At 61.5% G+C, this 25,170-nt stretch carries 23 protein-coding genes; 5 read left to right on the top strand and 18 right to left on the bottom strand.

Annotation, left to right across the window (positions count from 1 at the left end):
- The 13 genes from KBC96_03770 to lptC all read right to left on the bottom strand — a co-directional run.
- The coding region (locus KBC96_03770) for an aminotransferase class IV (GenBank protein ID MBP6963506.1) at nucleotides 1-691 on the bottom strand (691 nt) is incomplete at its 3' end.
- Nucleotides 692-875: 184 nt separating this feature from the next.
- A complete protein-coding gene (locus tag KBC96_03765) occupies nucleotides 876-1,838 on the bottom strand; it encodes a sugar phosphate isomerase/epimerase (GenBank protein MBP6963505.1) in 963 nt (320 codons plus the stop codon).
- Nucleotides 1,839-1,857: 19 nt separating this feature from the next.
- On the bottom strand, nucleotides 1,858-2,916 hold the full coding sequence (locus KBC96_03760) for a Gfo/Idh/MocA family oxidoreductase (protein MBP6963504.1): 1,059 nt from the start codon (nucleotides 2,914-2,916) through the stop codon (nucleotides 1,858-1,860).
- 148 nt (nucleotides 2,917-3,064) lie between these two features.
- Nucleotides 3,065-3,490, bottom strand: a complete 426-nt coding sequence (locus KBC96_03755) for a hypothetical protein (protein MBP6963503.1) — start codon at nucleotides 3,488-3,490, stop codon at nucleotides 3,065-3,067.
- A 3-nt stretch (nucleotides 3,491-3,493) separates the two neighbouring features.
- Nucleotides 3,494-4,390, bottom strand: a complete 897-nt coding sequence (locus KBC96_03750) for an ABC transporter ATP-binding protein (protein MBP6963502.1) — start codon at nucleotides 4,388-4,390, stop codon at nucleotides 3,494-3,496.
- Nucleotides 4,391-4,567: 177 nt separating this feature from the next.
- Entirely contained in the window at nucleotides 4,568-5,011 is a 444-nt protein-coding gene (locus tag KBC96_03745; protein ID MBP6963501.1) for a hypothetical protein, read from the bottom strand.
- Between the two features lie 245 nt (nucleotides 5,012-5,256).
- Nucleotides 5,257-7,080, bottom strand: a complete 1,824-nt coding sequence (locus tag KBC96_03740; protein ID MBP6963500.1) for an S-layer homology domain-containing protein — start codon at nucleotides 7,078-7,080, stop codon at nucleotides 5,257-5,259.
- A 446-nt stretch (nucleotides 7,081-7,526) separates the two neighbouring features.
- Complete coding sequence (locus KBC96_03735; protein MBP6963499.1) at nucleotides 7,527-7,943, bottom strand: pre-16S rRNA-processing nuclease YqgF; 417 nt, start codon at nucleotides 7,941-7,943, stop codon at nucleotides 7,527-7,529.
- The gene (locus tag KBC96_03730; GenBank protein MBP6963498.1) at nucleotides 7,940-9,247 is read right to left on the bottom strand and encodes a DUF3084 domain-containing protein; all 1,308 of its coding nucleotides are present in this window, start codon (nucleotides 9,245-9,247) and stop codon (nucleotides 7,940-7,942) included. The genes KBC96_03735 and KBC96_03730 overlap by 4 nt, the downstream gene beginning before the upstream one ends.
- A 20-nt stretch (nucleotides 9,248-9,267) precedes the next feature.
- Nucleotides 9,268-10,359 (bottom strand): LptF/LptG family permease, encoded by a 1,092-nt coding sequence (locus KBC96_03725; protein MBP6963497.1) that lies wholly within the window; start codon nucleotides 10,357-10,359, stop codon nucleotides 9,268-9,270.
- Nucleotides 10,360-10,385: 26 nt separating this feature from the next.
- Complete coding sequence (gene lptB / locus KBC96_03720; protein ID MBP6963496.1) at nucleotides 10,386-11,117, bottom strand: LPS export ABC transporter ATP-binding protein; 732 nt, start codon at nucleotides 11,115-11,117, stop codon at nucleotides 10,386-10,388.
- On the bottom strand, nucleotides 11,114-11,701 hold the full coding sequence (locus KBC96_03715) for a hypothetical protein (GenBank protein MBP6963495.1): 588 nt from the start codon (nucleotides 11,699-11,701) through the stop codon (nucleotides 11,114-11,116). The genes lptB and KBC96_03715 overlap by 4 nt, the downstream gene beginning before the upstream one ends.
- Nucleotides 11,698-12,279: an LPS export ABC transporter periplasmic protein LptC gene (gene lptC / locus KBC96_03710; protein ID MBP6963494.1), complete on the bottom strand. Its 582-nt coding sequence runs from the start codon at nucleotides 12,277-12,279 to the stop codon at nucleotides 11,698-11,700. The genes KBC96_03715 and lptC overlap by 4 nt, the downstream gene beginning before the upstream one ends.
- Nucleotides 12,280-12,395: 116 nt before the next feature.
- On the opposite strand from lptC, the gene ruvC reads away from it, so the two are divergent.
- From ruvC to ruvB, 4 genes are all read left to right on the top strand, one after another.
- A complete protein-coding gene (gene ruvC / locus KBC96_03705) occupies nucleotides 12,396-12,941 on the top strand; it encodes a crossover junction endodeoxyribonuclease RuvC (GenBank protein ID MBP6963493.1) in 546 nt (181 codons plus the stop codon).
- Nucleotides 12,938-13,564, top strand: a complete 627-nt coding sequence (locus tag KBC96_03700) for a Holliday junction branch migration protein RuvA (GenBank protein ID MBP6963492.1) — start codon at nucleotides 12,938-12,940, stop codon at nucleotides 13,562-13,564. Before ruvC ends, KBC96_03700 begins: the two co-directional genes overlap by 4 nt.
- 73 nt (nucleotides 13,565-13,637) lie before the next feature.
- Nucleotides 13,638-15,458 (top strand): FAD-dependent oxidoreductase, encoded by a 1,821-nt coding sequence (locus tag KBC96_03695; protein ID MBP6963491.1) that lies wholly within the window; start codon nucleotides 13,638-13,640, stop codon nucleotides 15,456-15,458.
- A 47-nt stretch (nucleotides 15,459-15,505) separates the two neighbouring features.
- Nucleotides 15,506-16,573, top strand: coding sequence for a Holliday junction branch migration DNA helicase RuvB (ruvB, locus tag KBC96_03690; GenBank protein ID MBP6963490.1), 1,068 nt, complete (start codon nucleotides 15,506-15,508; stop codon nucleotides 16,571-16,573).
- A 16-nt stretch (nucleotides 16,574-16,589) separates the two neighbouring features.
- Here ruvB and KBC96_03685 read toward each other — a convergent pair whose 3' ends face one another.
- From KBC96_03685 to KBC96_03670, 4 genes are all read right to left on the bottom strand, one after another.
- Nucleotides 16,590-18,137 (bottom strand): hypothetical protein, encoded by a 1,548-nt coding sequence (locus KBC96_03685; GenBank protein MBP6963489.1) that lies wholly within the window; start codon nucleotides 18,135-18,137, stop codon nucleotides 16,590-16,592.
- Between the two features lie 223 nt (nucleotides 18,138-18,360).
- Nucleotides 18,361-20,025: a DUF262 domain-containing protein gene (locus KBC96_03680; GenBank protein ID MBP6963488.1), complete on the bottom strand. Its 1,665-nt coding sequence runs from the start codon at nucleotides 20,023-20,025 to the stop codon at nucleotides 18,361-18,363.
- A gap of 283 nt (nucleotides 20,026-20,308) precedes the next feature.
- Nucleotides 20,309-20,458: a hypothetical protein gene (locus KBC96_03675; GenBank protein MBP6963487.1), complete on the bottom strand. Its 150-nt coding sequence runs from the start codon at nucleotides 20,456-20,458 to the stop codon at nucleotides 20,309-20,311.
- Nucleotides 20,455-20,667 carry a hypothetical protein gene (locus tag KBC96_03670; GenBank protein MBP6963486.1) on the bottom strand — a complete coding sequence of 71 codons (213 nt, stop codon included), beginning with the start codon at nucleotides 20,665-20,667 and terminating at the stop codon, nucleotides 20,455-20,457. The genes KBC96_03675 and KBC96_03670 overlap by 4 nt, the downstream gene beginning before the upstream one ends.
- A 111-nt stretch (nucleotides 20,668-20,778) precedes the next feature.
- Here KBC96_03670 and KBC96_03665 point away from each other — a divergent pair, with 111 nt between their 5' ends.
- Nucleotides 20,779-22,278, top strand: a complete 1,500-nt coding sequence (locus KBC96_03665; protein ID MBP6963485.1) for a sulfatase-like hydrolase/transferase — start codon at nucleotides 20,779-20,781, stop codon at nucleotides 22,276-22,278.
- 21 nt (nucleotides 22,279-22,299) lie between these two features.
- On the opposite strand, the gene KBC96_03660 is transcribed toward KBC96_03665, so the two are convergent.
- A complete protein-coding gene (locus KBC96_03660; GenBank protein ID MBP6963484.1) occupies nucleotides 22,300-25,041 on the bottom strand; it encodes an HAD-IC family P-type ATPase in 2,742 nt (913 codons plus the stop codon).
- Between the last annotated feature and the right edge of the window lie 129 nt (nucleotides 25,042-25,170).

The following is a 25,170-nucleotide window of genomic DNA, read 5'->3' as shown; positions in this document are numbered from 1 at the left end:
TCTCCTCCACGTCCAGATCCATCTCTCGGGCGAGGTGAATGACCGTGTTTCGCGTGATTCCCTCGAGTATTCCGGCGTAGGTCGGCGGAGTAGCGATGGCGCCGTCCTTGACTATGAAGATGTTGTCTCCGGTCGCCTCAGCCACATAGCCCTGCAGGTTCAGCATCAGGCCTTCGCCGGCGCCCACTCTGTTGGCCTCAATCTTGGCTTGGATGTTCGCCACGTACTTCCCCAGCGACTTGATCCTCGGCTCCAGTGCCTGCGGGGGGCACACGCGCGTGGAAACGGTCACTACTTCCAGGCCGACGCTGTACATCTCCTTCGGGTACAGTGAGAGCTTGTCCGTCATGATGATGACGGTCGCGTCGCCCTGGCATGCTCGCGGATCGAGCCCCAGTCCCACGCCTCTCGTTATGGTTATGCGGATGTAGCCGTCCTTTATGCGGTTCGCGCGCAGGGTCGAAAGAACGGCCTCGATCATCACTGACTCGCTGATCGGAAGGTCTATCATCAAGGAGTGAGCAGATCGGTAGAGGCGGGTTATGTGCTCGTGGAGTTTCCACACTCTGCCCGAGTAGACTCTGATGCCCTCGAACGCTCCGTCGCCGTAGAGCAGTCCGTGGTCGTAGACGGTGATCTTCGCGTCCTCCATCGGGACGTGCTCTCCATTTATGTACACTACCGGGCTCATCGGTACCTCCTTGAGATACTATGCCTGGAGTATATCATAATACCCCCGCACCCGCAACTCGCATTCCGGCCGCTTGCGGATCGTTGAACACGCAAGAAAGCCGCAGTCGCCCTGTGAATGGTCTGGACGTCCGCGGCTCTCCGTGCTACGGTCAGTACAATCCGCTCGGTGGTCCGTCGTGTTTCTATGCCCAGAAAGCCTCGCCGGGCTTCTCGCTTATGACCATGTGCTTGAGGAAGGCGACCGCCTTCTCGAAGCCTTCCTTCTGCGACATCAGGCTGTCCTCGTGCTCGATCGAGAGCGCCCAGTCGTACCCGACAATCCGCAGGTTGCTGATCATGTCCTTCCAGATATCGGGACCGTGACCGTAGCCGATCGTGCGGAAGATCCACGAGCGGTTGACTTCATCCGTGTAGTTCTTCGTGTCGAGCACGCCGTTGACCAGCGTGTTCTGCGGATCTATCTTGCAGTCTTTCGCGTGGAAGTGATAGATCGCGTCGCCCAGTCTGCGGATTGCGTTCACAGGGTCGATGCCCTGCCAGAACAGATGGCTCGGATCGAAGTTCGCGCCCAATGCGTCTCCGCAGGCGTTCCGGAGCCTGAGCAGAGTCTCCGGGTTGTAGACCACGAACCCGGGGTGCATCTCGAAGCAGATCTTGACCCCGTGCTCTTTGGCGAACTTGGCTTCTTTCCGCCAGTACGGGATAACCCTGCGTTTCCACTGCCAGTCGAGGGTTTCCGAGAAGTCGGTCGGCCACGGACAGGTGACCCAGTTCGGCGATTTCGCGCGCGGCGAATCTCCGGGGCAACCGGAGAAAGCGATCACGCGCTCGATCCCCAGCTTCTGGGCAAGCTCGACGGTCTTTCGATGTACGTCGTGGTTCTCCTCTGCGATCTGCTTGTTTGGATGCAGTGGGTTGCCGTGGCACGACAGCGCGCTGATTATGAGTCCGCGCGACTCGACCGCCTTGAGGAACTTCTTGCGCTCCGGATCGCTCCCGAGCAGTTTCTCCATGTTGCAGTGCGCGTTGCCGGGATAGTTCCCGGTCCCGATCTCGACGGCCTCGACGCCCACGCCGGCAACGTAGTCGAGCATCGCCTCGAACTTCATGTCGCTGAACGCTACGGTGAAGACTCCGACTTTCACTTGCAGTACCTCCTGTGTCCTATTTCAGGCGAACTTCCTTGCCGGTCGCGGCGGATCTGTAGATCCCGTTCAGGATTCGCACTACCTCGAGTCCGTGTTCGCCGGTGGAGATCGGCTTCTTGTCGTTCACCAGGCAGTCCACCCAGTGGCGAATCTCCATCTCGTGGCCTGATACATTCGGGAAGCCGGGCGTTATGTCCACGATCGCCCCATGCATGTCCTTGTAGACGCGGAACGGGTCTACGTCCGCGCCGCCCTTCGTCCCGATCAGGTTGGTGAAGATCACGTCCTTCTCGATGTGCGATGCCCAACTCGCTTCGAGCATCAGCGTCGCTCCGGTGTCCAGCTTGACGAAGCCCGCCGCCAGATCCTCTACATCGCATGTGCCGCCTGACTCCGAGGTGCCCCAGTCGCCCATGCCTTCGCCCTTGCAGCCGAAGACCGAGTAGGTCGAACCCGAAACCGAGACGGCCTTCGGGTTGCCCATCAGCCAGAGTGCAAGGTCGAGAACGTGCACTCCTATGTCAATCAACGGTCCTCCGCCTGCCTTGGCCTTCTGCGTGAACCAGCTTCCCATGCCGGGAATGCCCTTGCGGCGGATCCAGCCGGTCTTCCCGAAGTATATCTCCCCGAGTTCGCCGTTCTCGATGAACCGCTTGAGTGTCTGAGTGTCGCCCCGGAAGCGGTTGTTGAAGGCCGTCATGAACTTCTTCTTCGCCTTCTTGGATGCCTCGACCATCCCTTCGCCGTCCTTCGGGTTGATGCAGAGAGGCTTTTCGCAGATGACGTGCTTCCCCGCCTCGAAGGCGGCGATTGCCATCTCCGCGTGCAGGTAGTTCGGCGTGCAGACGCTGATCGCGTCTATTTCGCCGAGTTGAAGCATCTCCTTGTAGTTCTTGAAGGTCTTCTCGATTCCGTACTGTGAGGCCGCCCAATCCGTGCGGTCCTTGAGGAGGTCGCATGCCGCGACTACCTTAGCCTCAGGGCACTTTGCATACGCGCCCAGATGCACCCGGCCGATGCCGCCCACTCCTATGATGCCGATGTTTACCTTGCTGAGCTTGCTCTTTCCCGCCAATTCCGGTTCTCCTGTCCGCCGCCCGGCCCCGTGCTCCGGACGCCTGAAATACAAATGTCGGGCTCTGCGACCGCAGAGTCCGAAGGCATTCTAGCACAACATTTTTTCGGTGTCTACATCTGCGGAAGCGTGATATGCTGCATGTGGGTCACAGGCGGCGGGCGATCGAACTTGCGGCTAGTCCGGAGAGGACCGCCCAGGCGATAGTCGCCCTCGACGGGTGGAATCCGCCGATCGCGGCGGCGACTGAGGTCAGCACGGTGATCTGCGCGAGCACGATCACTGTGGAGGAGAGAACCCGCGCCGATAGGAATGCTCCTTCGCCGGAGACCGCTCGAATCGCCTGGGTGACGCGGATATCGCCTCGCTCGGCCCCCAGCACGATCCCCGATAGGATCATGAACGCGGCCATCATATATGCGAGTTGCGGCGACGGCGCGCGTGTCATCCATCCGCAGACGGCCCCGCCGGCCATCGGGATCGCCAGCGCGCGAGTAATACCGGCCCGGCTCCGGATGAGCAGTCGAATCTCCCTCAGCGCCAGCGCATATGCCTTCTCCATCGCGCAGAGCATCTCTCAGCCCTCCGTACAATCGGTCGAGCGGGTGATCAGCTCTTCCAGCACCACGCTCAAGCTCCTGGGACTCAGGCGCACGCCGGCGGCCTGGGCGGCTATCTCACCCAGCAGCTCCGTCGGCGTGGACTCTGCACTCATGTCTACCACCACCGAGCCGTCCTGTTCGGACATGGTGATCGCGCGCTTGTCGGCCCATGTGCCGCGCCCGCCGGGCCTTCCCGCGCTCAGTGGTCGGATGACCACGACTTCAGGCCCGATGATGCCCCGCAGATGGCTGATGGTACCGTCGGCCAGTATCTTCCCGTTGTGCAGCACGGCGATGCGGTCGCAGAGCTCGGCGTCCTCCGAGCGCGCGGTGGCGACGACTATAGTGCGATGCTCGGCCGTCCTCAGCATCAAGAGATGATTCCATACGCGCTCCCGCATGAGGTCGTCGAGTCCCGCCATCGGCTCATCGAGCAGCAGGGTAGGGGAGGGTGAGATCAGGACCCGCGCCAGTTCCAGCCGCTTTCTCGTGCCGGATGTCAGGGTGGATATCCTTCGGTCGCATACCGGCTCGAGATCCAGCAGCACTAGGGCATCGCGGATCGTCGAGCGGCGCTTGCGGCGGGGTATGCCGTAGAGGGTGCAGTGCAGTTCAAGCGTCTCCGTCGGCGTCATCGCGTCGTCGAGCCGCGGTTCGGCATAGGATATGACCGGAGACCCCTCCGATTCGATCCTGCCGGAGTCTGGCGTTTCGATGCCGGACATGATGCGGAGGAGGGCGCTCTTGCCCGCTCCCGAGCGGCCGTAGACGCCCCGCGCCTCGTCGGGCATCGCAGTCAGCGACACCCCCGACAAGGCGTACATCCCCGCGTATCGCTTGTGAAGACTCGCTGCTCTGATTCGATCTTGCATGGCGTTCCGTAGTCAACTAGCCCGACGCCGATTCCTGCGTGATTATATCACTCCGACTCTCCGTCGGCAAACGAACGACCGACGACTTGCGCATGCCGACGCTCGAGGTCGTTGTGCCAAGAAAAAGGGCCCGATGCCGTCGCCGGCCTCGGGCCCCGATAGTCGAGTGTGAGAGTCTCAGAGCCTCACGTCAATAACCGCGCTGACTCCGACCCCGGAGACTCGCTTGATGTCCTTCACGATCTCCTTCGTCTCTATCGGCACCAGCACCTTGACCCGAAACGTCCGCCCGGAGAAGTTCCCCTCCAACTGTGCGACGGCCTTCACTTTGTCCACGAGGTGGGCCGGTCCGCTGACCTGCGCCGCGCCTGCATAGCCCCCCTGCCCGATGCTGATGATCGGGACGACCTTCGTGCGGTCTTCCACGCCGATGCCCTTGTTCACCGTCAGCTTGTTGATGAAGTCGTTCAGTTCGCCGCCGAACTTGTCCACCAGCAGGACGATTCCCGCTCCCTTCAGTATGTCACCTATGCCGGCCCTGACGGGTGCGACCGCAGTGAGGGAAGCGGTCAGCAGGAATCCTGTGAGCACGAGCGCTAGGGTCTTTCGTTTGATCTTCATTGCATTACCTCCTGGTTTCCAGGCGTTCGAGACGCATTCTAGGCGTCCTCTCGGCTGCTTGCGAACGCCCGACGGACTCGCCTTCGTGTTAGTGTATACGTCCGTCTTAGCATCCGGGTTACATCTCTTACAGGTCTTATTCCTCCCATCGATCCCATCTGTCCCATGCCCCACGAACGAAAAACCCCGCCTCGAGAGAACTCGAGGCGGGGTGAGTATCAGTCAGATTCGTGTGTCAGGTTCGATTAGAACTTGACCGCGAACTGAGCCGTGGCAACGCCACCGCGGTAGTCGCCGCCTGCCATGTAGGGAGCCAGAGCGCTTCCCTGCTCATACTCCACGACCTGGTACAGGAGCTTCATGCTGGCGTTCGGGTTGAACGTGTGGCCGAGGCCGACGGAGATGTATCTCTCCTCCGTATCCGTGCCGGTCACCGGCTCCCAGGTTACCTGCTCGTAACCGAGATCAACGCTGTTCTTACTGGTCAGGCCGTACTTGATGCCTGCGCCGTAGGAAGTGATCTGGTCGAGAGCGGGGCCGGGGACCAAGACCCCCAAGCCGCCCGCGCTGGCAACGCGGCCGCGTACGTTCCCGGCCGTGTTCTCAGGCTCGAGCATCTGACCCTGCGCCGACAGCGAGATCGTGTTGGTGAGGGCATAGCTCAGGCAAGCGGATGCGCCCTTGACGTTGGTCAAGTTCACCGCGCCGCCGGCTCTGGACCAGTTACCCGGAGCGTAGTAGTTCTCCTCTACGTTCGCGTAACCGCCCTTGATCATCAGTCCGCCGATCTTGAACTTCAGCATGGCGTTCCATGCCGCGTTGTCAACGTCGAACGGAGCGTAGGTGCCGACGAGCTGATCGTCAGGATCGCCCTCCGCGTACTCGCCGGAGAGTCCGATGCTGCCGAAGTTCAGGTCGAGGTCTGCGCCCATGATGGTGGTCGTGCCGACCGCCAGGCCGAGTCCGGCCTGGTACCAGGTCAGACCGAGGTTCGCGTTGCCGCCGACGCCGATAACGGCGCGGGCGCCTGCGAGCTGGTCAACCTGGAACAGATTGCCGAGCCACGGGCTGATGAGCGGAGCGTTCAGCGGATCAGCCTTCGCGGCAAATGCCGTCAGGCCTACGCTGCCCCAGTCGAGGGCCACGGATCCGCCGTCCACGACGAAGTTGCCGTCGTCCAGCTTGTCCACGTAGGTGTAGCTGTCCGTGTCAACGAGCTTCAACGTGAGCGGAGTCAACTGCAGCGGCATGCGGCCGGCAGTCAACTTGCCCGCGCCGAGCGGGCCGAGCCCGATCGGTGTGCTCAGACTCAGTCTCCAGAGCGTGAAGTCATCCAGTCCGCCGCCTACCGCAAACTGCGGGAGGTAGTCGCCGGCCGAAATCTCAGCCTGGAGCGAAGCGTCGTCGCTGACTCTGCCCTTGATGCCGAGACTGAAGTCGTTGAAGAAGAACGAGTTGGCGATCGGGTTGTTCGCCTCAGGCGTGCCGGTGTGGATCGTCGCCAGCTGGCGGCGGTCCCTGTCGAACGCCGTTGCCACGTTCTCGACCTCGCCGCGAACGATCATGTTCGCCGCGCCGGTGATCTTGACCCGAGCAACTTCGTCCTCCAGGATGCCGACTCTCTCGGAGAGCGCATTCAGGTCTCTGCGTACGCTTTCGACCTGCACGCCTAGGGAAGCCAGTTCATCCTGGAACTCGTCCATCAGTCTCTGGATTGACTTGAGCTGATCGGCGCCCACTCCGGGATCGCCCTTCTCGCCCTTGTCGCCCTTCTCGCCCTTCGCTCCGACGGCTCCGGTCGCTCCGGTGCCGCTGTAACCGCCTCCTGCCATCTCAGAGATGACGGGAACGGCCTTGGCCATCGCCTCTGCGAACTCGTAGCGAGTCATTGCGCGCTTGCCGCCGTAGGTGCCATCCGGGTATCCCTGGATGATGCCGAGGTCAACAAGCTCCTGAACCGCGTCGTACGCCCAGTGATCAGGCGGGACGTCGGGGAATTCCTGCGCGAACGCCATCGAACCGAGTCCGAGCAGGAGCCCAGCGATCATTAAGAACGCTAGTGTTTTCATGTTCATCCTCCTTGAATGTATCTAACGTAGCACTTGGCCGGAGGACTTCCCGCTTCTCCCGAATGCGGCGTCTGCGCGAGTAACCATGTTTCCTCTGCTCTGCCGCGCTCCGTTCGAAGCTTCTCTTCTCCAGCCTATCCTATCACCGCGCAATCTCACAGGCCATTCAAGGTGTGTTTCACCTCCTTTCAACCTTGTGCCGCGCGATGTGATAGTCTCTCTGACTGTCATCCTAGCAAAAATACCAGGTTTCTGTCAAGTTTCCGCACAAATGGATGTTCTCAAGTTATCTGTACGCCGCCGCGAGAGGTATCTCCTCCCTGCGTCTGGGCAGAATCTCCGATCGTCGCCATTTGCCCGTCTCAGGCTTTATACGATGGGTCCCTGACAAAGGTTACAGGCAATACTCGCACCTGGGCCGCATATCTCCCACACAGGTATTATCGTCAGGTGCGCGAGGCTTCAGCATCTTTCGCGGCAAGGTACCTCTCGCCGAGAATGACCGCGACCAGGTCGTCCACCGGTTCGGACGGGGCGAGCATGCCCCTGGGTATCAGGCGCAGTAGTCCCCTCGGAGGGTTCTCTTCATAGTATCGTGCGCGTGCCTCGAGGGTGGTGTGAGACTCGTCAACGAACTCGATGCGGGCCGGCGATGCGTCGCGGACCATCTCGGCAAGGGTGCTTCCGTGCGTTCCGTCCCCGATGACCACCGTGTCCGTGGAGTATCGCGCCATCAAGTCTGCGACGAGTGCGGCGATCTCGTGGGGAGGGAGAATCTTTCTCAGCAGGGCGCCCTCGTCGTTGACGACGGCGAGGCCGCATTTCTCGCGCCCGGGGTCTATCGCTATGACAGTCCCCATCACAGCGCCTCGATGCGAAAATCGAGATCGAGTGGCCCCGCAGACCAGGTGTCGGCCCGGGCAACCGCCCGCACGACGACCGGCCTGCCGTGGCTGCTGACCTCGTCAACTATGTTCAGCAGTTGGTCTGGCGACATCGAGCCGACTGCCAACTGATCTTGCTCCTTGTCATGGTAGGGTATGATGCCCTTTGCGATGGCGGCCGGGCGGACTTCCGCTCGCAGGAAGCTGATCACCCCGCCCAAGATGTCGCCACGGGACGCCGCTCCGTCAATCCGCGCCTCGGCCACCTCTTGCCCTTTCCAGTATACCAGGCGGTTGTAGTTCGGGATGAACTCCACCAGCGCCTGTTCGTCCTCCACCGTGTTGCCGATCGCGACAATCCGCAGGACTACGGTCCCGGATCCGGTGGACAGTTCGTCCACGAGTGCGGTGATGCTCGCGTTTTCCGTGACGGTCTGCTCGTCGGACCCCTCCGGTCCGGTGATTCTCTTCGTGATGATCCTGACCGCGCGGTTGTTGTCGCCTACTCTGGCGCCCTTCTCCCTCGCGCTCTGGTCGGCTTTGTTCAGCAGCGACAGTACCTCTCCGCGGAGCTGCGGTTTCGCCTGCGTGCAGTCTATGGTTGCGCGGACGAGTTCCTCGTTGGATCGAAGGATGACGGTCTTCTCGCGCAGCGCGATGTACCGCTGGTACTTGACGATTGCCTCTCCCATCTCCGCTTCCAGCATGCTGATCTGTCCGACGAGCAGCCCGCGCTGCGACTCCAGGTTCTGGATCTCGTATCGCTGATGTGCGATCTCGGCCTTTCGCTGCCTGATCTCCGCGGCGGCTGATGTCAGCGCCTGCTCCGTTCGTACCAGCGCGGCTTCATTCTTCAGTAGTTTGGCGCGCATGTCGGTCAGGCTGGCAGATATGCGCCTCACTTCGCCGACGAGTTTGTCCCGCTGGAGGATGGCCGTGCGGGCCTCGGACTGTGCCCTTGCCGCCTCGCCCCTCGCTGCGTCGGCCGCCTCTCGAGCGTTCTCGAACTTCTGTACCAGAATGTCGCGGTCGCGGAGTATCTTCTCACCTTCGAGCATCAACAGCCTCACGCGCTGGCTGATCGCCGCCATGAACGCGATAGTGAATATGGCGATCAACATCCCGGTGATCGTCGTGAAGACGATCGCCGTGTGTCGCGGGCGCAGGCCGAGCAGGCTGAGCCTGCGCTTCCCCAGCCGCCTGCCAAGCAGATCGCCCCAGTACGCTATGAAGCCGCACATGCCGATGAACACGGCGGCCGCTGCTATCGTTCGCCAGGTCATATTGCCTCGGATTCCGGGTCCTACTTCGCTGCCCGGATGATCAGCAGAATGCCGAGCGCGGCGCAGGCCGCCGTCGGCGCGAAACTCGCGGTCATAGGCGAGACGGCCGCGTTTCGACCGAGTATCGTCATGTAATGCATGAGCACCCAGTAGCCGAATATTATGACTATCGAGAGCCCGAGCCCCGTCGCCGAACTGCTCCTGTGAGGCCTGAGCCCGAGCGGGGCGCCTATGAGCGCGAAAACCAGGGTCGTGAGCGGCATCGCGATCTTCTGGTAGAGGCTGACCTCATACCTCGCCACCTCCGCCCCGTGCTGCGACAGCATCCCGATGTAGCCTCTCAGTTCGCGGAAGCTCATCTCGTCGTCGCGCTTCTGGTACATCGCGATCTCCTCGGGCGTCTTGTCGATCCGCGTCTGGCGGACCTCCGTGCCATGAAACTCAGTCAGCCAGGTCGGCTTCGTTCCCAGCGTCTTGCTGTACCCGTCCCTGAACTCCCAGTTATTCTCACCGAGCCAGATTGCCTTCTCTCCGTAAATGAAGGCCGCCGGTTTGTTGTCCGCGTACTGCATCAGAGCGACCTTCCGGAGCGTGCCCGAATCGAGATCGTAACCTCCCTGGACGTAGAAGACGCTCTTGGTTACTCCGTCTCGCGCGTCAATCACGAGGAAGGGTTTGTCGCTCGACTTGGGTGTGCTCTTGATCTCCCGCACGATGCGCTGGTGCTCGGAGTTCGTGTAGGGCGCGACGTACTCGTTGAGCACGAAGCTCGCGCCGGTGACGACAATCGCCATCGCGATCACCGGCACGACGATCCTGTAGATGCTGATCCCGCCGGCGAACAGCGCCACCGTCTCACTGTCGCTCGAGAGCCGCCCGAATCCCAGCAGTGTCGCCAACAGCATCGACATCGGCAGCGTGATCACGATCAGTCCCGGTATGTGCAGCGCGACGAGTTGAGCGGCCCGCCAGAGCGGAGCGCCGTACTCCGCCAGGAGCTGAGTCACCTGGAAGAGTTCCTTCCCGGCAAACATCAGGCTGGTGAACGCGGCAACTCCGAATACGAATGGCCCGATCAGTTCGGTCAGAATATGGCGGTCGAGTATCCTCATATTGTCGGTGCCGGGCGGGCGTGGCTCTACACGGAGAAACGGTCCCCAAGATAGTACTTCCGAGCTATCGGATCGTTGGGCAGTTCTTGCGAGAGGCCGGATGTCCTGATCTTGCCGTCGGAAAGAATGTAAGCTCGGTCCGTGATCGCAAGCGTCTCTCGAACGTTGTGGTCGGTGATCAGGATGCCGATGTTCTTCGCCTTCAGTTCCGCGATGATGTCCTGGATGTCGTTGATGGCGATGGGATCAACGCCGGTGAAAGGTTCGTCGAGCAACATGAACGCGGGCGACATGGCGAGGGTCCGCGCGATCTCTGCTCGCCTCCGCTCGCCGCCTGAGAGCATGTATCCCTTGTGGTCCTTTACATGGTCGATCCGAAGCTCCTCGAGGAGTTCGTTCAGCCTTGCCTTGCGTTCCTTCTTCGGCATGCCCGCGAGCTCGAGCACCAGGAGGATGTTCTCTGAGACGGTCAGTTTGCGGAAGACCGACGGCTCCTGCGCAAGGTACCCGATCCCGTGCCGCGCGCGCTGGTACATCGGCATGCCGGTGATGTCGCGGCCTTCGAGGTAGACCCTGCCGGCGGCCGGGTGGATCAGCCCGACTATCATGTAGAAAGTGGTTGTCTTGCCCGCGCCGTTCGGGCCGAGGAGCCCGACGATCTCGCCGCGTTTCATCTCGAGTGAGACGTCGTCCACCACGTTCCGCCCTTTGTAAGTCTTGATGAGACTCTCGGTCGTTATCGTGGCCTCGGGTGTTATGGCTGCTCCCCCTCCCTGGGTTTGATCCTCATGTCGCCGCCCTTCGCGCTGATCTTGTTCCTGTTCAGATAGATGGTGATCGAGCTTCCGGTGAGCGTAGCCGGTTCCGTTAGGTCCGGGTCGGTGATCCTGACGGCCGCGCTGCCAGTCAGAACGATGGTCTCATCCGCCGTGGGAGAGGCCTGGGGTGTGTACTCCGCCTTGTCTGCGGTCGCATGGATGAGCCGCACGGACTTCTTGGCCTTGTCCACCTGTCTGGCGTGGATGACGACTTCGGGCCCGGCGACCGCCCCAGCGACAATGAGCTTCTTGTCCGCGGACTTCTTTAGATCGGCGGTGATCTTCTTCGCGGTGATCAGCGCCTCCTTCACGGTCTTGCCGCATATCTCGCACTTCCACGTAGCGCCGCTGAGTTCCATCTCCGCGCCGTTGGTCAGTTCCACCTTCTCGTCGCTGATCTCCATGTCGCCGGAGAGCCTGACCCCTCCGATGGCGAGTCCACGGGCCGCGCCGAGGAACAGACAGGCGCATAGCGCGGCGATCGCGGCGATCAGAATGCCGGTCCGTCTCATTCGACATGTCATAGGATGGCCTCCGCCTTGCTGAGTCTTGCCCTCCTGAGGGCGGTGTCGGCGGTGATGTCCTGCGCCCGGACGGTCATGTTGCCCTTCCGCATGATGACGTCGCCCCTGCCGGAGATAGTGTTCTCGTTCGGTTTCCACAGCATCTCCTCGGCCGTCGCGGTGGTTCCGTCAAGCAGCGATGTAACCTTGACTCCGCCGAATGCCCGGACCTGCTTCTTGCCGCTGTCCGCAACGACTCTGGGCGCAACCATGCTGCTGACGACCTTGCCGTCCTCGTAGAGGCTCGCCTTCACGTTCGTCAGTTCCACGGTAGAAGATGCGCCTTCCGTCGCGGCGGCGGTCGCTGATTCGAATCCGGCCTCCCACAGGCGGTTGCCCTTGTCGTCGTCCCAGGTCACGCGGGCCCCTTCAAACTTCGCGTCGATCTTCCGCCGCTCCTGCTCCGCTTCCGTCTGTTTGACGGGCGGTCTCACCTCAGGAGACTTCGACGGCTTGCGCGCGCATCCGGCGGGAATCAACGCTACGAAGAAGGCTATCAGGATAAGCCGGGAGAGCGTCCCGACTCGATTGTCAGGCATGGCCGGATTCCGTGATACGGGCATCAGTTAGCCTCAGCGTGAGTTTATCACATCCGGTTTGCCTTTACAACCGCGCCGCTCAAGTGCTACAATTGCTGCGAGCCCGGGCAGAACAGATGTGCGATTCTCTGACTCGGAACGCGGGGCGCAAAGTGGCGGTCGAGCGAGACAACCAGCTGCGGATTCTCGGCGTTGACCCCGGCCTGGTCACCACCGGCTACGGAATCATCGAGGCGGTTGGGGACGAACCCGTCCTGCTGGAGGGCGGCGTCATTCGCGCATCCGCGAAGCTTCCGATCGAGCAACGGCTCTCGACCATTTTCCACGGCATCCAGGAGTTGATCACGGAGTTCCGACCGGACGCGCTCTCGCTCGAAGAGGTCTATACCCATTACGAGAGGCCTCGCGTCGCCGTGCTCATGGGCCATGCCCGAGGGGTGATCTGTCTGGCCGCGGGAGTCAACCAGGTCCCGGTTTTCAGCTACGCTCCGACGCACGTCAAGAGTTCGCTTACGGGAAACGGCCGCGCGAGCAAGGAGCAGGTGGGCCGTATGGTGGGGATGCGACTCAGACTGAAGAGCGTCCCCGATCCGTTCGATGTCACCGATGCGCTTGCGATCGCGCTCTGTCATCTTGTAAGGCGGGGGAGACTGCAGACATGATCTCGTATATCCGAGGAAGTATCGCTCTGCGAGGTGACAGCGAAGTCATCATCTGGTCGGGAGGCATCGGGTATGAGGTCATGGCGCCGGCGACGGTCATGCAGGCCCTCATCAAGAAGAGCGAAGACGAGCGCCGCGACGTTACGCTGGTCACCTATCACTACTATGAGAACAACCAATCGCGGATGGTTCCGCGCCTGATCGGCTTCACCAACGAGGTCGAACGCGAGTTCTTCGAGCTGTTCATTACGGTCGCCAATATGGGTCCCAAGACAGCGGTGCGCGCCCTCACGAGGTCGTTCCATTCGGTCGCGGAGGCCGTCGAGGCGGGCGACCACAAAGCGCTCTCGACGCTCCCAGGCATCGGCGAGAAGAAGGCGAGGCAGATCATCGCCACTCTCCAGGGCAAGGCGGGCAAGTTTGCGCTGCTCCAGGATGAGGATATCGCCGCCGAGCTGATCCCGAAGGATGACATCGAGACCGATGCAGTCGAAGTGCTTCTCCAACTCGGTTACAAGCGGGTAGAGGCTCAGTCGATGGTCAAGCGGGCGCTCGAATCGGCCAAGCCGAAGTCGTCCGAGGAGCTGATCCAGACGATCTACGAGCTGAAGCTGATGAAGTAGGACTCAGTCCACGCAGGTGGACTTCGTGTCCTTGTAGCCGCGAATTCATTCGCCTGGGACCAGGAGATGCAGCATGACCCGCCGCGGTCTGTGGGCATTGGCCACAATGATGGCGCTAACGAACATGCCGGTTCACGCACAGCACACATACGATGTGGTCGTCGTCGGCGGCACCCCGGGCGGCATCATGGCCGCCATCGCCGTCGCGCGAAACGGCTGCTCGGCGGTGATCCTCGATAGGAACGCCCACATCGGCGGCCTCCCGGCCAACGGCCTCGGTGCGACCGACATCGCCACCCGAGGCGCAACCGGCGGGCTCTTCGCCGATTTCGTCGGTCGCGTCCGGAAGCACTACGTGGACAAGTACGGCGCGGACTCCCAGCAGGTTAGGGACTGCAGCGACGGATACCGCTTCGAGCCCCATGTCGGGGCACTGGTCTTCGATCAGATGCTGGCGGAGCATAAGGACCGCATCACCGTCCTGCGCCGCCGCCAGTTCGACGCCGACCCTCAGATGGTGAAGCTTCAGGATGGCGGGCTTACTCAGATCACCGTCACGAACCTTGATTCGAGGCAACCGGAAGCCTATTCCGGCAGGGTCTTCATAGACGCCACCTATGAGGGTGACCTGGCAGCCGCCGCCGGCGCGGAGTTCCGGATCGGGCGCGAGGCGCAGACCGAGTTCGATGAGCCGATGGCCGGAAAGCTCTACAAGCAGTGGGCCGGGCCCATCGGTCCCGGCTCGACGGGGCTCGGCGACAATGCCGTGCAGGCCTACAACTACCGCCTCTGCCTGACTCGCGACCCTGAGAACCTCCTGCCGATTGAAAAGCCCGCGGCTTACAACCGCGACGAGTACATTTCGCTGGTAGACGATGTCAAGCTGAATCGGATTCCCGCTCCGACCGGCGATCCAAGGCCCGCGATCGCGTGGGACGGCATCGGCCGCGTGACCAACATGGTCGCCCTGCCCAACGCGAAGACCGACGCCAACAACCAGCACGTGGCATTCCTCTCGACCGACCTGCCCGAGGAGAACTGGCCCTGGCCGACTGCCGGCTGGGATTGGCGCGACCGGTTCGCCGATCGCCTGAGGAACTACACGCTCGGACTGCTCTGGTTCGCGCAGAACGACCCCGACCTGCCGGAGGACTTCCGCGCCCGCTGCCGGGAGTGGGGCCTTGCGAAGGACGAGTATACCGACAACGGCGGCTTCCCGCGCCAGGTATATGTCCGCGAGGGCAGGCGGATCGTCGGGGAGCACCTGTTCACCGCGTACGATGCCCTGCCGATCAGTCCGGGCGCTCGGCCTCCGGTGTACGCCGACAGCATCACCGCGAGCCACTATGCGCTCGACTCGCATGCGGTGCTGAAGCGCGAGCCGGGTAGGGCGCATCTCGATGGGTTCTTCAGCAAGCCGAGCGCGCCGTATACGGTGCCCTACGGGGTGATCGTTCCCAGGAAGGTCGAAAACCTGCTCACGCCGGTGCCGGTCTCCGGCACTCATGTCGGTTTCAGCACCCTGCGCATGGAGCCGTGCTGGATGGCCCTCGGAGAGGCCGCCGGTACCGCTGCCGCCATCAGCGTCAGGGATTCCGTATCGCCGAGGAAGGTCGATATCCGTAAGCTCCAGGAGAACCTGCTCGACCATGGCGCCGTTCTCGTCTTCTTCCGCGACGCATCGCCTGGTGATAAGCATTACGTTTCCCTGCAGATGCTCGCGGTTCGAGGACTCTTCTCCGAGGACTGGACTGCGAAATTGAACGAGAAGATCGACGAGCAGACTGCCGCCGGATGGGTCGCCATGTCCGGAGTCGGCGCTCCGGCAGCATACAAGCCGGATGTCACCACTCGCGGTGAACTGCTCGATATGCTGTACGACAGACTGCGTTAGTGTCAGCCGCGTCAGACCGATCCGACACGCTGGAAACGAGGACGATCATGCCCAGAGAGAAGATAGTCACAACCGAAGACCAGGAAAAGACCCAGCCCGGTTCTGTCCGCCCCGCAGCGCTCGACGACGAAGATCGCCAGTCATGGAACCTCCGCCCCCGGACGCTCGACGAGTACATCGGTCAGACCGGCGTAGTCGACAGCATGCAGATCGCCATCACCGCCGCCCGCAACCGGCGCGAGCCGCTCGATCACGTGTTGCTGCACGGCTCGCCGGGTCTCGGAAAGACCACGCTGGCTCACATCATTGCTTCCGAGATGGGCGCCAGCATCATGGCGACCTCCGGCCCCGCGATGGAGAAGCCCAAGGACGTCATGGGCATCCTCTCGAACCTTGAGGTCGGCGACGTCCTCTTCATAGACGAGATCCACCGGCTCTCACGGGTCGTCGAGGAGTTCCTGTACTCGGCAATGGAGGACTTCCAGGTTGATTTCGTGCTCGACCGGGGCGCATACGCCAAGACCGTCAAGATTCCGCTCAAGCGGTTCACCCTCGTGGGAGCGACCACCCGCGCCGGGATGCTATCCGCCCCCATGCGCGACCGGTTCGGCATCTTCGCTCACATGGACTACTACTCGACCGAGGAACTGACCAAGGTCGTGGAGCGGTCGTCCGGAATCCTGAATGTGAAGGTCGATCCGAACGGCGCGGTCGAGATCGCGCGAAGGTCGCGCGGCACCCCCAGGATCGCCAACCGCCTGCTCCGGCGCGTGAGGGACTACGCCGAGGTCGAGGCCGACGGAGTCATCACGCGCGAGATCGCGGATATCGCCCTGAAGCGCGAGATGGTAGACGAGATGGGCCTCGACAAGCTCGACCGTGCGTTCCTGAGGACGATCATCGAGTTCTACGGCGGCGGTCCGGTCGGCATCGAGGCGCTCTCCGCGACCCTGAACGAGGAGACCGACACACTGGTGGACATGGTCGAGCCGTACCTGCTCAAGATAGGCTTCCTCAACCGCACGCCCAGCGGCCGAAAAGCCACCCGAGCCGCCTGCGAGCATATCGGGGTCGCCTGCCCCCATCCCGCCGACGGTCAGGGGAAGTTGCTCTAGGAGGATGCCGTCTCCGCTAGCGATGTTTCTCCCTGAAGTTCGCTTTCATCAGCGCTACGAGTTGGTTAGCGGTGACCACCCGTGTGTTCTCCGGTAGAAGCTCGATCGTTCGGCGGACGGCCTCCATCGGGCCTCCGATGTCCTGGTATCCCCATGCCAAGACCGTGACGAGTGTGTAGCTTCCCTCGTCGGTTCGCGGTGACGCCGGCAGCTTCGAGACCTCCTCGGCGATCTTCTCAGGGCCCTGACGGTCAGGGCGAAGGTCGAACTTGAACGAGATGCACGGCTTCCCCTTGTGCCACATGATTGCCCCATGCCGGCCGTCGTATGGGCTGTAGTCCTTGTAGAGAATGCCTTCGATCTCGGGCCGCTCGAGCAGTGGGATGATCTCCTCCATGCTCCCGACATTGTTATTGATGACCCCAACGACGTTCAAGTCGGCAAGGCGGAGGTAGTGCGACGACTGCTCTGCGAGGGAGACCCTGTCGGGCTGCCAGTGAGCATACGTGTAGCCGGGCAGACCCGCACCGGTGACGAAGCCGTCGTTCGGGGTGGCGGTCGAATAGACATACTCGAGCGCACGCGGGATCACCTCGGCGGCGGCGACCGGGACCTCCCACGTCATCGGGAACGTACCTCGGAGGGGACTCGGCCACCATCTGGTGCTGGCGAAGAACCCTCCGCAGAACCACTGCAGGTTGTCGCCGTCGCTCATCACAAAGGCGATGTACCGCACGCCGTCCTCGGTCTTGATACGCAGGTCCGCAGGGCGACGGAGCTTCCCGGCGGGGAGTTTCGACACCACGGAGAGGTTCAGCGCCCAGTCGGCGGGAACGGCGGTCGCATTGGCTTGACTAATGCCCGTCACCCACTCGCGCTCCCTGCCCCAGCCGTAGACCAGCGCGTTCGGGCCGAATGCAGTCGCCGCCTCCTTGACGAACTCGGGATCCGTCCCGCAGGTGAACGCGCGCCGGGCGACTGCGAAGTCGCGCAGGTGGCTGGCAATAGTCCTCTCCTGGCTGACGGCGATGCCGTGCGAGAAGAGGTCCTTGTACCTGGCGAGGGCGCTCCGGTCGTCCATGCCGCGGACATCCTCTATGACGGCAAGCCCTTCGCTCTTCGCCTTTTCCAGGAGCGATTCATCAATGGCTACGCACTGCTTCGGCCCGCAGAGTGATGTGGCTACGTTCAGGCTGTCGGTCCCGATCGTGCAGACGATCATTCCGCGGACCTGCGGCCTGAACCGACGGTACAGGGTCCAGACGGACTCGACCTCGTGCTCGCGGACTCCCTCAGTGACCATCTGATCGAGAAGCACCCGGTATGCGCCGTCCGACTTCAGCCAGATCCGCGCGTCCTTGTTATCGGCGGTGAGGCCCTGGAGAGTCTGGGCGAGAAGCTGCTCCGGTTTCGTCATCTTCCCATGCTCGATGACCCAAATCTCCTTTGACCCGGCCCTCGGGAGCGGAATCCCCTCGCCTGTCAGAACGGCGGCGCTCAGGAGAACGATGATGAGAACGATGGTACCGACGCGTACTGCCCTGCCCCACTGTTTGTTTCCCAACGGTTGATATCGTAGCACATCAGAGGGGTTGGCGGGTGCCACCGTGGATAAGCGAGACGCGAAGAGACGAGAGGGCCACGAGAGGTTGGCCGGAGAAACGGATGCCAGATTCTGGCGCGATGGACGCGCGGACGCAAAGAATATCATCGCACGCCAGACCGCACAGAAGGCAGGTCGCAGGTTGTGGATATGCGTCATACTACGCGCTCTCGCTGTTTGCTGCTCAGACGTGTGGACGTGACCATAGGCGCAGTGCAATTTCAGCAAGGTGCTGTGCACGTTCGGCGATGACGTCAGCCGTCCATGTCTCTTGCTCAGTGATCCACGAGTTCAGCCTGAGTGGGCTAGTGCTCAACCTCTCTTTCTTGTCATTGAAGGGTAAATTCCCCAGTTCGCCATTGTAGCCAGTAAGAGTCAAATTGCCCAGTGTATGTAGCGCCCTCCTGTGCACATCCTGATAGCGCTGGCCGAGCATGGCGGTCCAATGCGGTGTCAGCGTCTGCGGCATAACATGCTCAATCGTGGTATGCTCAAGGTTTATAGGTTCAAGTCTGTCTAGTTCGTGCTCGATTCGCTTAAGAACGAACCCCACAAGCTTCGTATTCCGCCCATACTGAGGGGACTCCGTCAGTTCGCGTCTGAACTCCTCATCATCGGGCCAACGACGTGGCCAATCGCCGTTCAGCAGAGATGCGATCAGCCATTCAGCCGTGTCAACTGAACTGAAATCGCGTGCCAACCCCTCGAAGGTGCGGTTCAGAGTGTTCGTGGGTACGTCACAGACCGCTCGCCGAACCATGAATGACTCAATAGTGCCGACCACCCTCCGAAGATCCTCAGAGGAGAGCATCCCATTATCATGAGATTCAAATGCCCGCAGCATAAGCGGATATGCAGCGCCTCGACTCAGTTCCCTGACTGCTTCCAGTGACACCCTTAGTTCCCCATCGGGCTCATCATCCCCATTCAGGAATCGCCGGTAGTACCCAGCATGATTTAGCATTGATTGCAGTTCAGGCTCAATATCGGCTTCATCGCCGAGTTCCTCGAAGCGCCGCTTAATGGCAGTATAAATCCCGCTACGACCGATCTTCCTGCCGTCTTTCATGGCATAGTGGCGCAGAAACTCTTCGATGTCTGAATTTAGCAGGTGTTCAATAGGTAGCCAATAATCATTGTATATTCGATCGTGTTCACCTCCTTCTCCCAGCCCGTGCCTATAACGCATTAGGACGTAGTTGCGAATAAGATCTGTTTGCGTGAGCGGTTGTCCTTTATAGTTGAGGCTTTCAAAAATAAGGTAGGGATCATCCGAATCGTTAAGGCTGATCATCACGACCTGCAAGGAACACTGCAGTATGTCGAACACCTTCTCAGGATCAACTCGATCACCATTGTTGTCACGACTAGCAAGGCAGTCGCGGAAGAACTGGTAGGCAGTTCGGACATTGTGCGCCTCGGCAACGGTGAGTTCATCCAATGCCAGACGGCAGAAGACATCTCTGTCGCCCTGAGTCGGCAGAAGTTTCAGTCGATCTGTTCCGTCGTAGTGCTCGTTCACAATGAGTGCTCGAACCCTCTCACGGATCTGGTTATCAACGACGCTGTCTCGGATCGCACAGAGGAGGACTGCAAGCGTGGTCAAGCGCTGTTGCCCGTCCACAATCAGATGCTTGTTCACACCGACAGGCACAGCGCGTACCGGTAGGGAGACGATCGCGCCCATGAAGTGTGTAGCGTTCGCGCCCCGATCACACAGATCCAGTATGTCCTGCCAGAGCGCGTTCCAGTGCTTCCGCTGCCAACTGTAAGTCCGCTGAAAAAGCGGGACGACGTTCTGCTTAGCGCCATCGAAGTATTGTGTGACAGAAACGGGGGTCGCCTGCATTGTTAGCCTCCGCGATCATATTGGTGTTACTTCCACTCAACAATACTAGCATCTACTGCGAGTTTTGGCAACGCCTATCATAGCCTGGTATCCGTCGACGTGGACAACTGGCCTAGCCCTAAGCCGCCATTGGTTCTCAGCATGGGGGTAAGGTCACTCATCCGGCTGATCTCAGCCTGGGTGTTGCCGCCCCCGGCAATGATAAGAACTCCTTTGAAGCACTCCGCGCCTCGTTCGCTCTACCCCAGAAGTGCAAGGAGGATCGTCACGGGAAGTCTGCGCATCACTTCGCGGCCCAGACCTTCGGGGTCGTGTTCTGGATATGGGGAAGAGGAAGAACCACGTCCTTGTACTCCGCTCCGCCGAAGAGCGTCGGTAAGCCTTTTTCCGGTCGGGTGAGCGTGTAGGTGTAGACGCTGGCCTTGCCCTTCACATCGGTGGAGCTACACTCTGCCTGGCGGAAGTTCCTGGTGTCGGAGGAGGTAGTCCATACGCGGACCTCTTGCTCCGGGAGAATGAGCTGTCCGGCGCGCTGAAGTAGGTGAACCGCGGCATGGTTTCCGGCTTGAACTCGACGGCATAGCACTTAGCCCCGATGATGACGAGTATTGCGAGGATCATGAACGAGCGCTTCTTCAACATGAACCATTCTCCTGTGGATGACTGCGCTCATCGTAGTCGCCACAGGTGGAGACGTCAAGCGCGGGGCTTCGTTGTGCAGGGCCGTGGAAGGATGCCGTAGAATATGCAGATATGCCGAACAGACCGAACATCGTTATCATCATGACCGATCAGCAGCGGGCCGACCAGTCGCGGCGGGAGGGCTTCCCGCTCGACACCACGCCCGGCATGGATGCGCTCGCCGCGCAGGGCACGTGGTTCGACCGCGCGTACACCTCCATGCCGGTCTGCGCCCCGGCAAGGGTGAGCATGCTGACCGGACGATATCCCAGCGCCCACCGGACGAGGACGAACCACAACATCCGGGATGCATACTACTCCGAGGACCTCTTCGACCTCGTCCGCGCAAACGGGTACAGGGCGGCGCTGGTCGGCAAGAACCACTCTCACCTCACGCCGGAGAAGGCCGACTTCTGGTACGAGTGCGGCCACCTCGGCGTCGATGGAGACAAGGACCGGACCTCGGATGAGAAGGCGTTCGACGACTGGCTGAAGACGACGCACTTCCACATGTCGAAGGAGCCCACGCCGTTCCCGGCGGAGTGCCAGATCCCCTACCGGCTTGTCTCGTCCGCGGAGAAGTGGATCGAGTCGCAGGACGAGAACCCGTTCCTCCTGTGGCTGAGCTTCCCTCAGCCGCACAACCCGTATCAGGTCCCGGAGCCGTACTACTCGATGTTCGCGCCGGAGTCGCTCCCGAAGCCGGCCGCCGGTGAGGAAGCGCTCGACATCAAGGGATTCCCGTACCAGTGGTGCCGGCAGTCGTTCGTCAAGGCGTTCCCGGACTTCGTCGAGCAGATCCCGCGGATGCGCGCCAACTACCTCGGCATGCTGCGGATGATTGACGACCAGGTAAAGCGGTTTGTGCAGTTCCTCGACGAGAAGCGCCTGCGGGAGAACACGATCGTCATCATCCTCTCCGACCACGGCGATTTCGTCGGCGAGTACGGCCTGATGCGCAAGGGCCCGGAGCTTCCCGAGCCGCTCGTAAGGATTCCGATGCAGATCATGGGGCCGGGTATCCGAAAGGCAGTCAAGCCTCATGACGCCCACGTCTCGATCTGTGACATCATGCCGACGCTCTGCGAGGCGGTCGGGCTCCCGACGCCGGATGGAGTCCAGGGCCGGAGCCTCTGGCCGATACTGACCGGCGCTGACTACCCCGCCTCGGAGTTCGCCGGCGCGTACGTCGAGCACGGCTTCGGGGGCTTGTACTACACCGAGCACGAGGAGATTGATCCGGCGAAGGATGGGCTGACCATCAGCAAGGATGGTAAGTGGGGCGGGTATGACTGCCTCAATAGCTGGACTCAGAGCGGGCAGATGCGGATGGTTCGCAAGGGAGACTGGAAGCTGGTGTACGATATGCAGGGCGCGGGTCAGCTCTACGACCTCGAGCGGTATCCCGGTGAGGTGACGAACCTCTACGGGAGGCCCGAATACGCCGATAGACAGATGGAACTCCTGGAGGGTCTGCTCGAGTGGCTGCTCAGGGTCGAGGACCCGCTGCCCCTCCCGAGGACTCGCTACGCCATGAAGCGCCCACCCTGCGGATTCTGGACGGAAAGGTAGAACCCGGCATCCCCGGCATCGTCACGCCGAGCAAGGCCCGGACCGACGGCGCGCCAGCCACTTCGACGCTTCCATTAGCAGGATCACAGGTGCCGTAACAGCCAGTATCACCGTCCAATGCTCGAAGTTGAGCGCCGTGGTTCCAAACACCGACTGTGCGGGTCCCCAGTAGAGCACCGTGATTTGGGCCGCGAGCGCCCCCAGCACCGACACGATCAGGTACCTGTTGCTGAAGAGCGGTATCCTGAACACGGAGGTGTCCATGCTGCGGCAGTTGAAGACGTGCCACATCTGGAACATTACCATGGTCGTCATCGCGACTGTCCGGGCCTCCTTCAGATTGTCGCCGCCTCCCGCCCACTTGAACAGCGCGAGAGTGCCGATCGCGAACAGGAACATGATCCCGATCGTGTGCTGTATCACCGTCCGGTCGAAGATGCCTTCTCGCAGGCCGCGAGGCTTCCTGCATGCCAGTCGTTCCTCGCCGGGCTCGAACGCCAGTGCCACGTCCTGAAGACCGTTGGTCGCCAGGTTGATCCAGAGTATCTGGACTGCGGTATACGGCAGGGGCCACGCCATCGCCAGTGCGGTCAGTATCGCCAGTACCTCGCCGACGCCGCTGCTCACCAGGAAAAAGCTGACCTTCTTGATGTTCTCGAATACGTATCGCCCTTCTTTTACCGCTTCGTAGATCGCGGCGAAGCTGTCGTTCAGCAGCACCATGTCGGATGCCTGTTTGGCGACCTCTGTGCCGGATTTCCCCATCGCCACACCGAGATGGGCGGTCTTCAGCGCGGGAGCGTCGTTCACGCCGTCGCCCGTGACCGCGATGACCTTCCCCTGCTCTCTAACGAGTCTGACCAACCGGTGCTTGTCCTGCGGCGTCACGCGGGCAAATACCCGGACTTCTTCCAGCCGCTCTATGAGCGTCTCGTCGGACATACTATCGAGCTCGCGGCCTGTGATGACTCTCGGGTCCGCCTCAATCGGCGGGAGGTCTCCCTCGTGCTTGATGATGCCGAGGTCAATGGCGATCGCGCGCGCCGTCACCGCGTGGTCCCCGGTGATCATGATCACGCGGATCCCGGATTCGCGACAGCCTTCGACAGCGGATGCCGCGTCCGGTCTCGCAGGGTCAATCAGCCCGACGAGCCCCATCAACGTCAGCCCCTGCACCGATTCCGCATCGAACCCGTCCCCCCGCGAGTCCCAGTCCCTGCGGGCGAGCGCAAGCACTCGCTGGCCCCTGGCAGCCATCTCATCCGCGGTCCTGAGCCAGTGTTCCTTGTCCAGTGGCGCTTCGCCGTCGGCGGTCCAGTGGTTTGCGGAGCGCGAGATGATGGCCTCGGGGCTGCCTTTGGCGAGCATTTCGAGTCCGCCGTCGCTTGTTTGGTGGACCGAGGCCATGAACTTCCGCTCGGAATTGAAAGGCACTTCGTCCACAGGAGAGCGGTTGACGGCCTGCTCGTACATCCCGGGGCTCAGCGCGACCGCCATCTCCAGGATGGCGAGTTCGGTCGGGCTGCCTTCGCGCTCTACGACCTCGCCGTTGCTGATCGTAAGGTGAGATGCATTGCACAGGGCCCCAATCCGCGCCATTCTCTCCCGCGCCTGGCTCGCGGATGCAGAATCAGCCACCGTAGAACCGTCACCGCCCTCCAGAGGGGCCTGATCCAGAGCGACTCCCTCGGCTCGCTCGAGCTTCCACGGGCCGAAGTACAGGCTGTTCGCCGTCATCCGGTTCTGCGTAAGCGTGCCTGTCTTGTCCGATCCGATGACCTCCGTCGAGCCTAGTGTCTCGACCGCCGCGAGCTTGCGGATGATGACGCTGTGCTTCGCCATCCGTCTTACGCCGATCGCGAGCGTGATAGTCACCACTACTGGGAGTCCTTCCGGGATCGCCGAAACCGCCAGAGCGATCGCCACCAGGAACAAATCCAGAAGCTTCATGCCCCGCGCAAGCCCCAGCGCCATGACGACAGCGCAGAGGCCGAGAGTGATGAGCGCAATGTAGTGGCTCAGCTTCTTGATGTTCTCCTGAAGCGGAGTGCTGATCCGATGCTCGCCCTTGACCTGTTCGGCTATCTTGCCGAGTTCCATGTCGCTGCCGGTCGCGACCACGACCGCTTCGCCGCTTCCCTCGAGAACTAGGGTGCCGGCGAAGCCGATGTTCACCCAGTCGGCCATGGTGGCATCGGTATCGGCAAGACCGGCTGCCGACTTCTCGACGGGTAGCGATTCGCCGGTCAGCATGGACTCGTCGGTCCGCAGTTCACGTGCGCTCACCAGGCGGCAGTCTGCATCCACCTTGTCGCCGGATTGCAGCAGGACGATGTCTCCGGGAACTAGCTCCCTGCTGTCAATCCTCTGAACCTTCCCGTCGCGCCGGACGCGGCTGGTGGAACTCGTCAACTGCTGGAGAGCCTGAATCGCCACGTTCGCCTTGTACTCCTGGATGAAACCTATCACGCCGTTGAGGATGACGACGGCGAGAATCACCGCCGTGTCCTTGTAGTCCCGCAGCGCCAGGGTGACCAGCGCGGCGATCAGCAGCACATAGATCAAGGGACTCTTCAACTGGTCGAGCACCAGTTCCCAGACCGAGATCTTCTCGTCCTCGGGAATGACGTTGCCGCCCATGCGTTCCAGCCGCTCGCGTGCTTCCTCCGATGAGAGTCCTGAAGCCGTGACGCCGGCGTGTTTGAAGATTTGTTCCGCATTGCCGCCAAGGGTGATGAGCCTGTCCATGCCCATTGAAGCCATTGGTGCCTCCTGTTAGACGTCGCGCCGCGTGCCGGTCAGAAGGAGTGATTTGAGATGGAAATGTTCGATGGAACGCGCATGAGAGAGTGCGCGCCTGCGTGCCTGGGCCTGATGATAGCAGAGGCTCCT

This window comes from Armatimonadota bacterium (assembly GCA_017993055.1).
Classification (GTDB): Bacteria; Armatimonadota; UBA5829; order DTJY01; family DTJY01; genus JAGONM01.
This window is presented reverse-complemented; position numbering and strand designations above follow the sequence as displayed.

What these genes read in the sequence shown, in the direction of transcription:
- KBC96_03745 (MBP6963501.1), bottom strand. Translation starts at nt 5,011, where the DNA reads ATGAAGATCAAACGAAAGACCCTAGCGCTCGTGCTCACAGGATTCCTG.
- KBC96_03715 (MBP6963495.1), bottom strand. Translation starts at nt 11,701, where the DNA reads ATGACATGTCGAATGAGACGGACCGGCATTCTGATCGCCGCGATCGCC.
- KBC96_03740 (MBP6963500.1), bottom strand. Translation starts at nt 7,080, where the DNA reads ATGAAAACACTAGCGTTCTTAATGATCGCTGGGCTCCTGCTCGGACTC.
- ruvC (MBP6963493.1), top strand. Translation starts at nt 12,396, where the DNA reads ATGTGCGATTCTCTGACTCGGAACGCGGGGCGCAAAGTGGCGGTCGAG.
- ruvB (MBP6963490.1), top strand. Translation starts at nt 15,506, where the DNA reads ATGCCCAGAGAGAAGATAGTCACAACCGAAGACCAGGAAAAGACCCAG.
- KBC96_03725 (MBP6963497.1), bottom strand. Translation starts at nt 10,359, where the DNA reads ATGAGGATACTCGACCGCCATATTCTGACCGAACTGATCGGGCCATTC.
- KBC96_03670 (MBP6963486.1), bottom strand. Translation starts at nt 20,667, where the DNA reads ATGTTGAAGAAGCGCTCGTTCATGATCCTCGCAATACTCGTCATCATC.
- KBC96_03730 (MBP6963498.1), bottom strand. Translation starts at nt 9,247, where the DNA reads ATGACCTGGCGAACGATAGCAGCGGCCGCCGTGTTCATCGGCATGTGC.
- lptC (MBP6963494.1), bottom strand. Translation starts at nt 12,279, where the DNA reads ATGCCTGACAATCGAGTCGGGACGCTCTCCCGGCTTATCCTGATAGCC.
- KBC96_03750 (MBP6963502.1), bottom strand. Translation starts at nt 4,390, where the DNA reads ATGCAAGATCGAATCAGAGCAGCGAGTCTTCACAAGCGATACGCGGGG.
- KBC96_03700 (MBP6963492.1), top strand. Translation starts at nt 12,938, where the DNA reads ATGATCTCGTATATCCGAGGAAGTATCGCTCTGCGAGGTGACAGCGAA.
- KBC96_03755 (MBP6963503.1), bottom strand. Translation starts at nt 3,490, where the DNA reads ATGCTCTGCGCGATGGAGAAGGCATATGCGCTGGCGCTGAGGGAGATT.
- KBC96_03660 (MBP6963484.1), bottom strand. Translation starts at nt 25,041, where the DNA reads ATGGCTTCAATGGGCATGGACAGGCTCATCACCCTTGGCGGCAATGCG.
- KBC96_03695 (MBP6963491.1), top strand. Translation starts at nt 13,638, where the DNA reads ATGACCCGCCGCGGTCTGTGGGCATTGGCCACAATGATGGCGCTAACG.
- KBC96_03665 (MBP6963485.1), top strand. Translation starts at nt 20,779, where the DNA reads ATGCCGAACAGACCGAACATCGTTATCATCATGACCGATCAGCAGCGG.
- KBC96_03680 (MBP6963488.1), bottom strand. Translation starts at nt 20,025, where the DNA reads ATGCAGGCGACCCCCGTTTCTGTCACACAATACTTCGATGGCGCTAAG.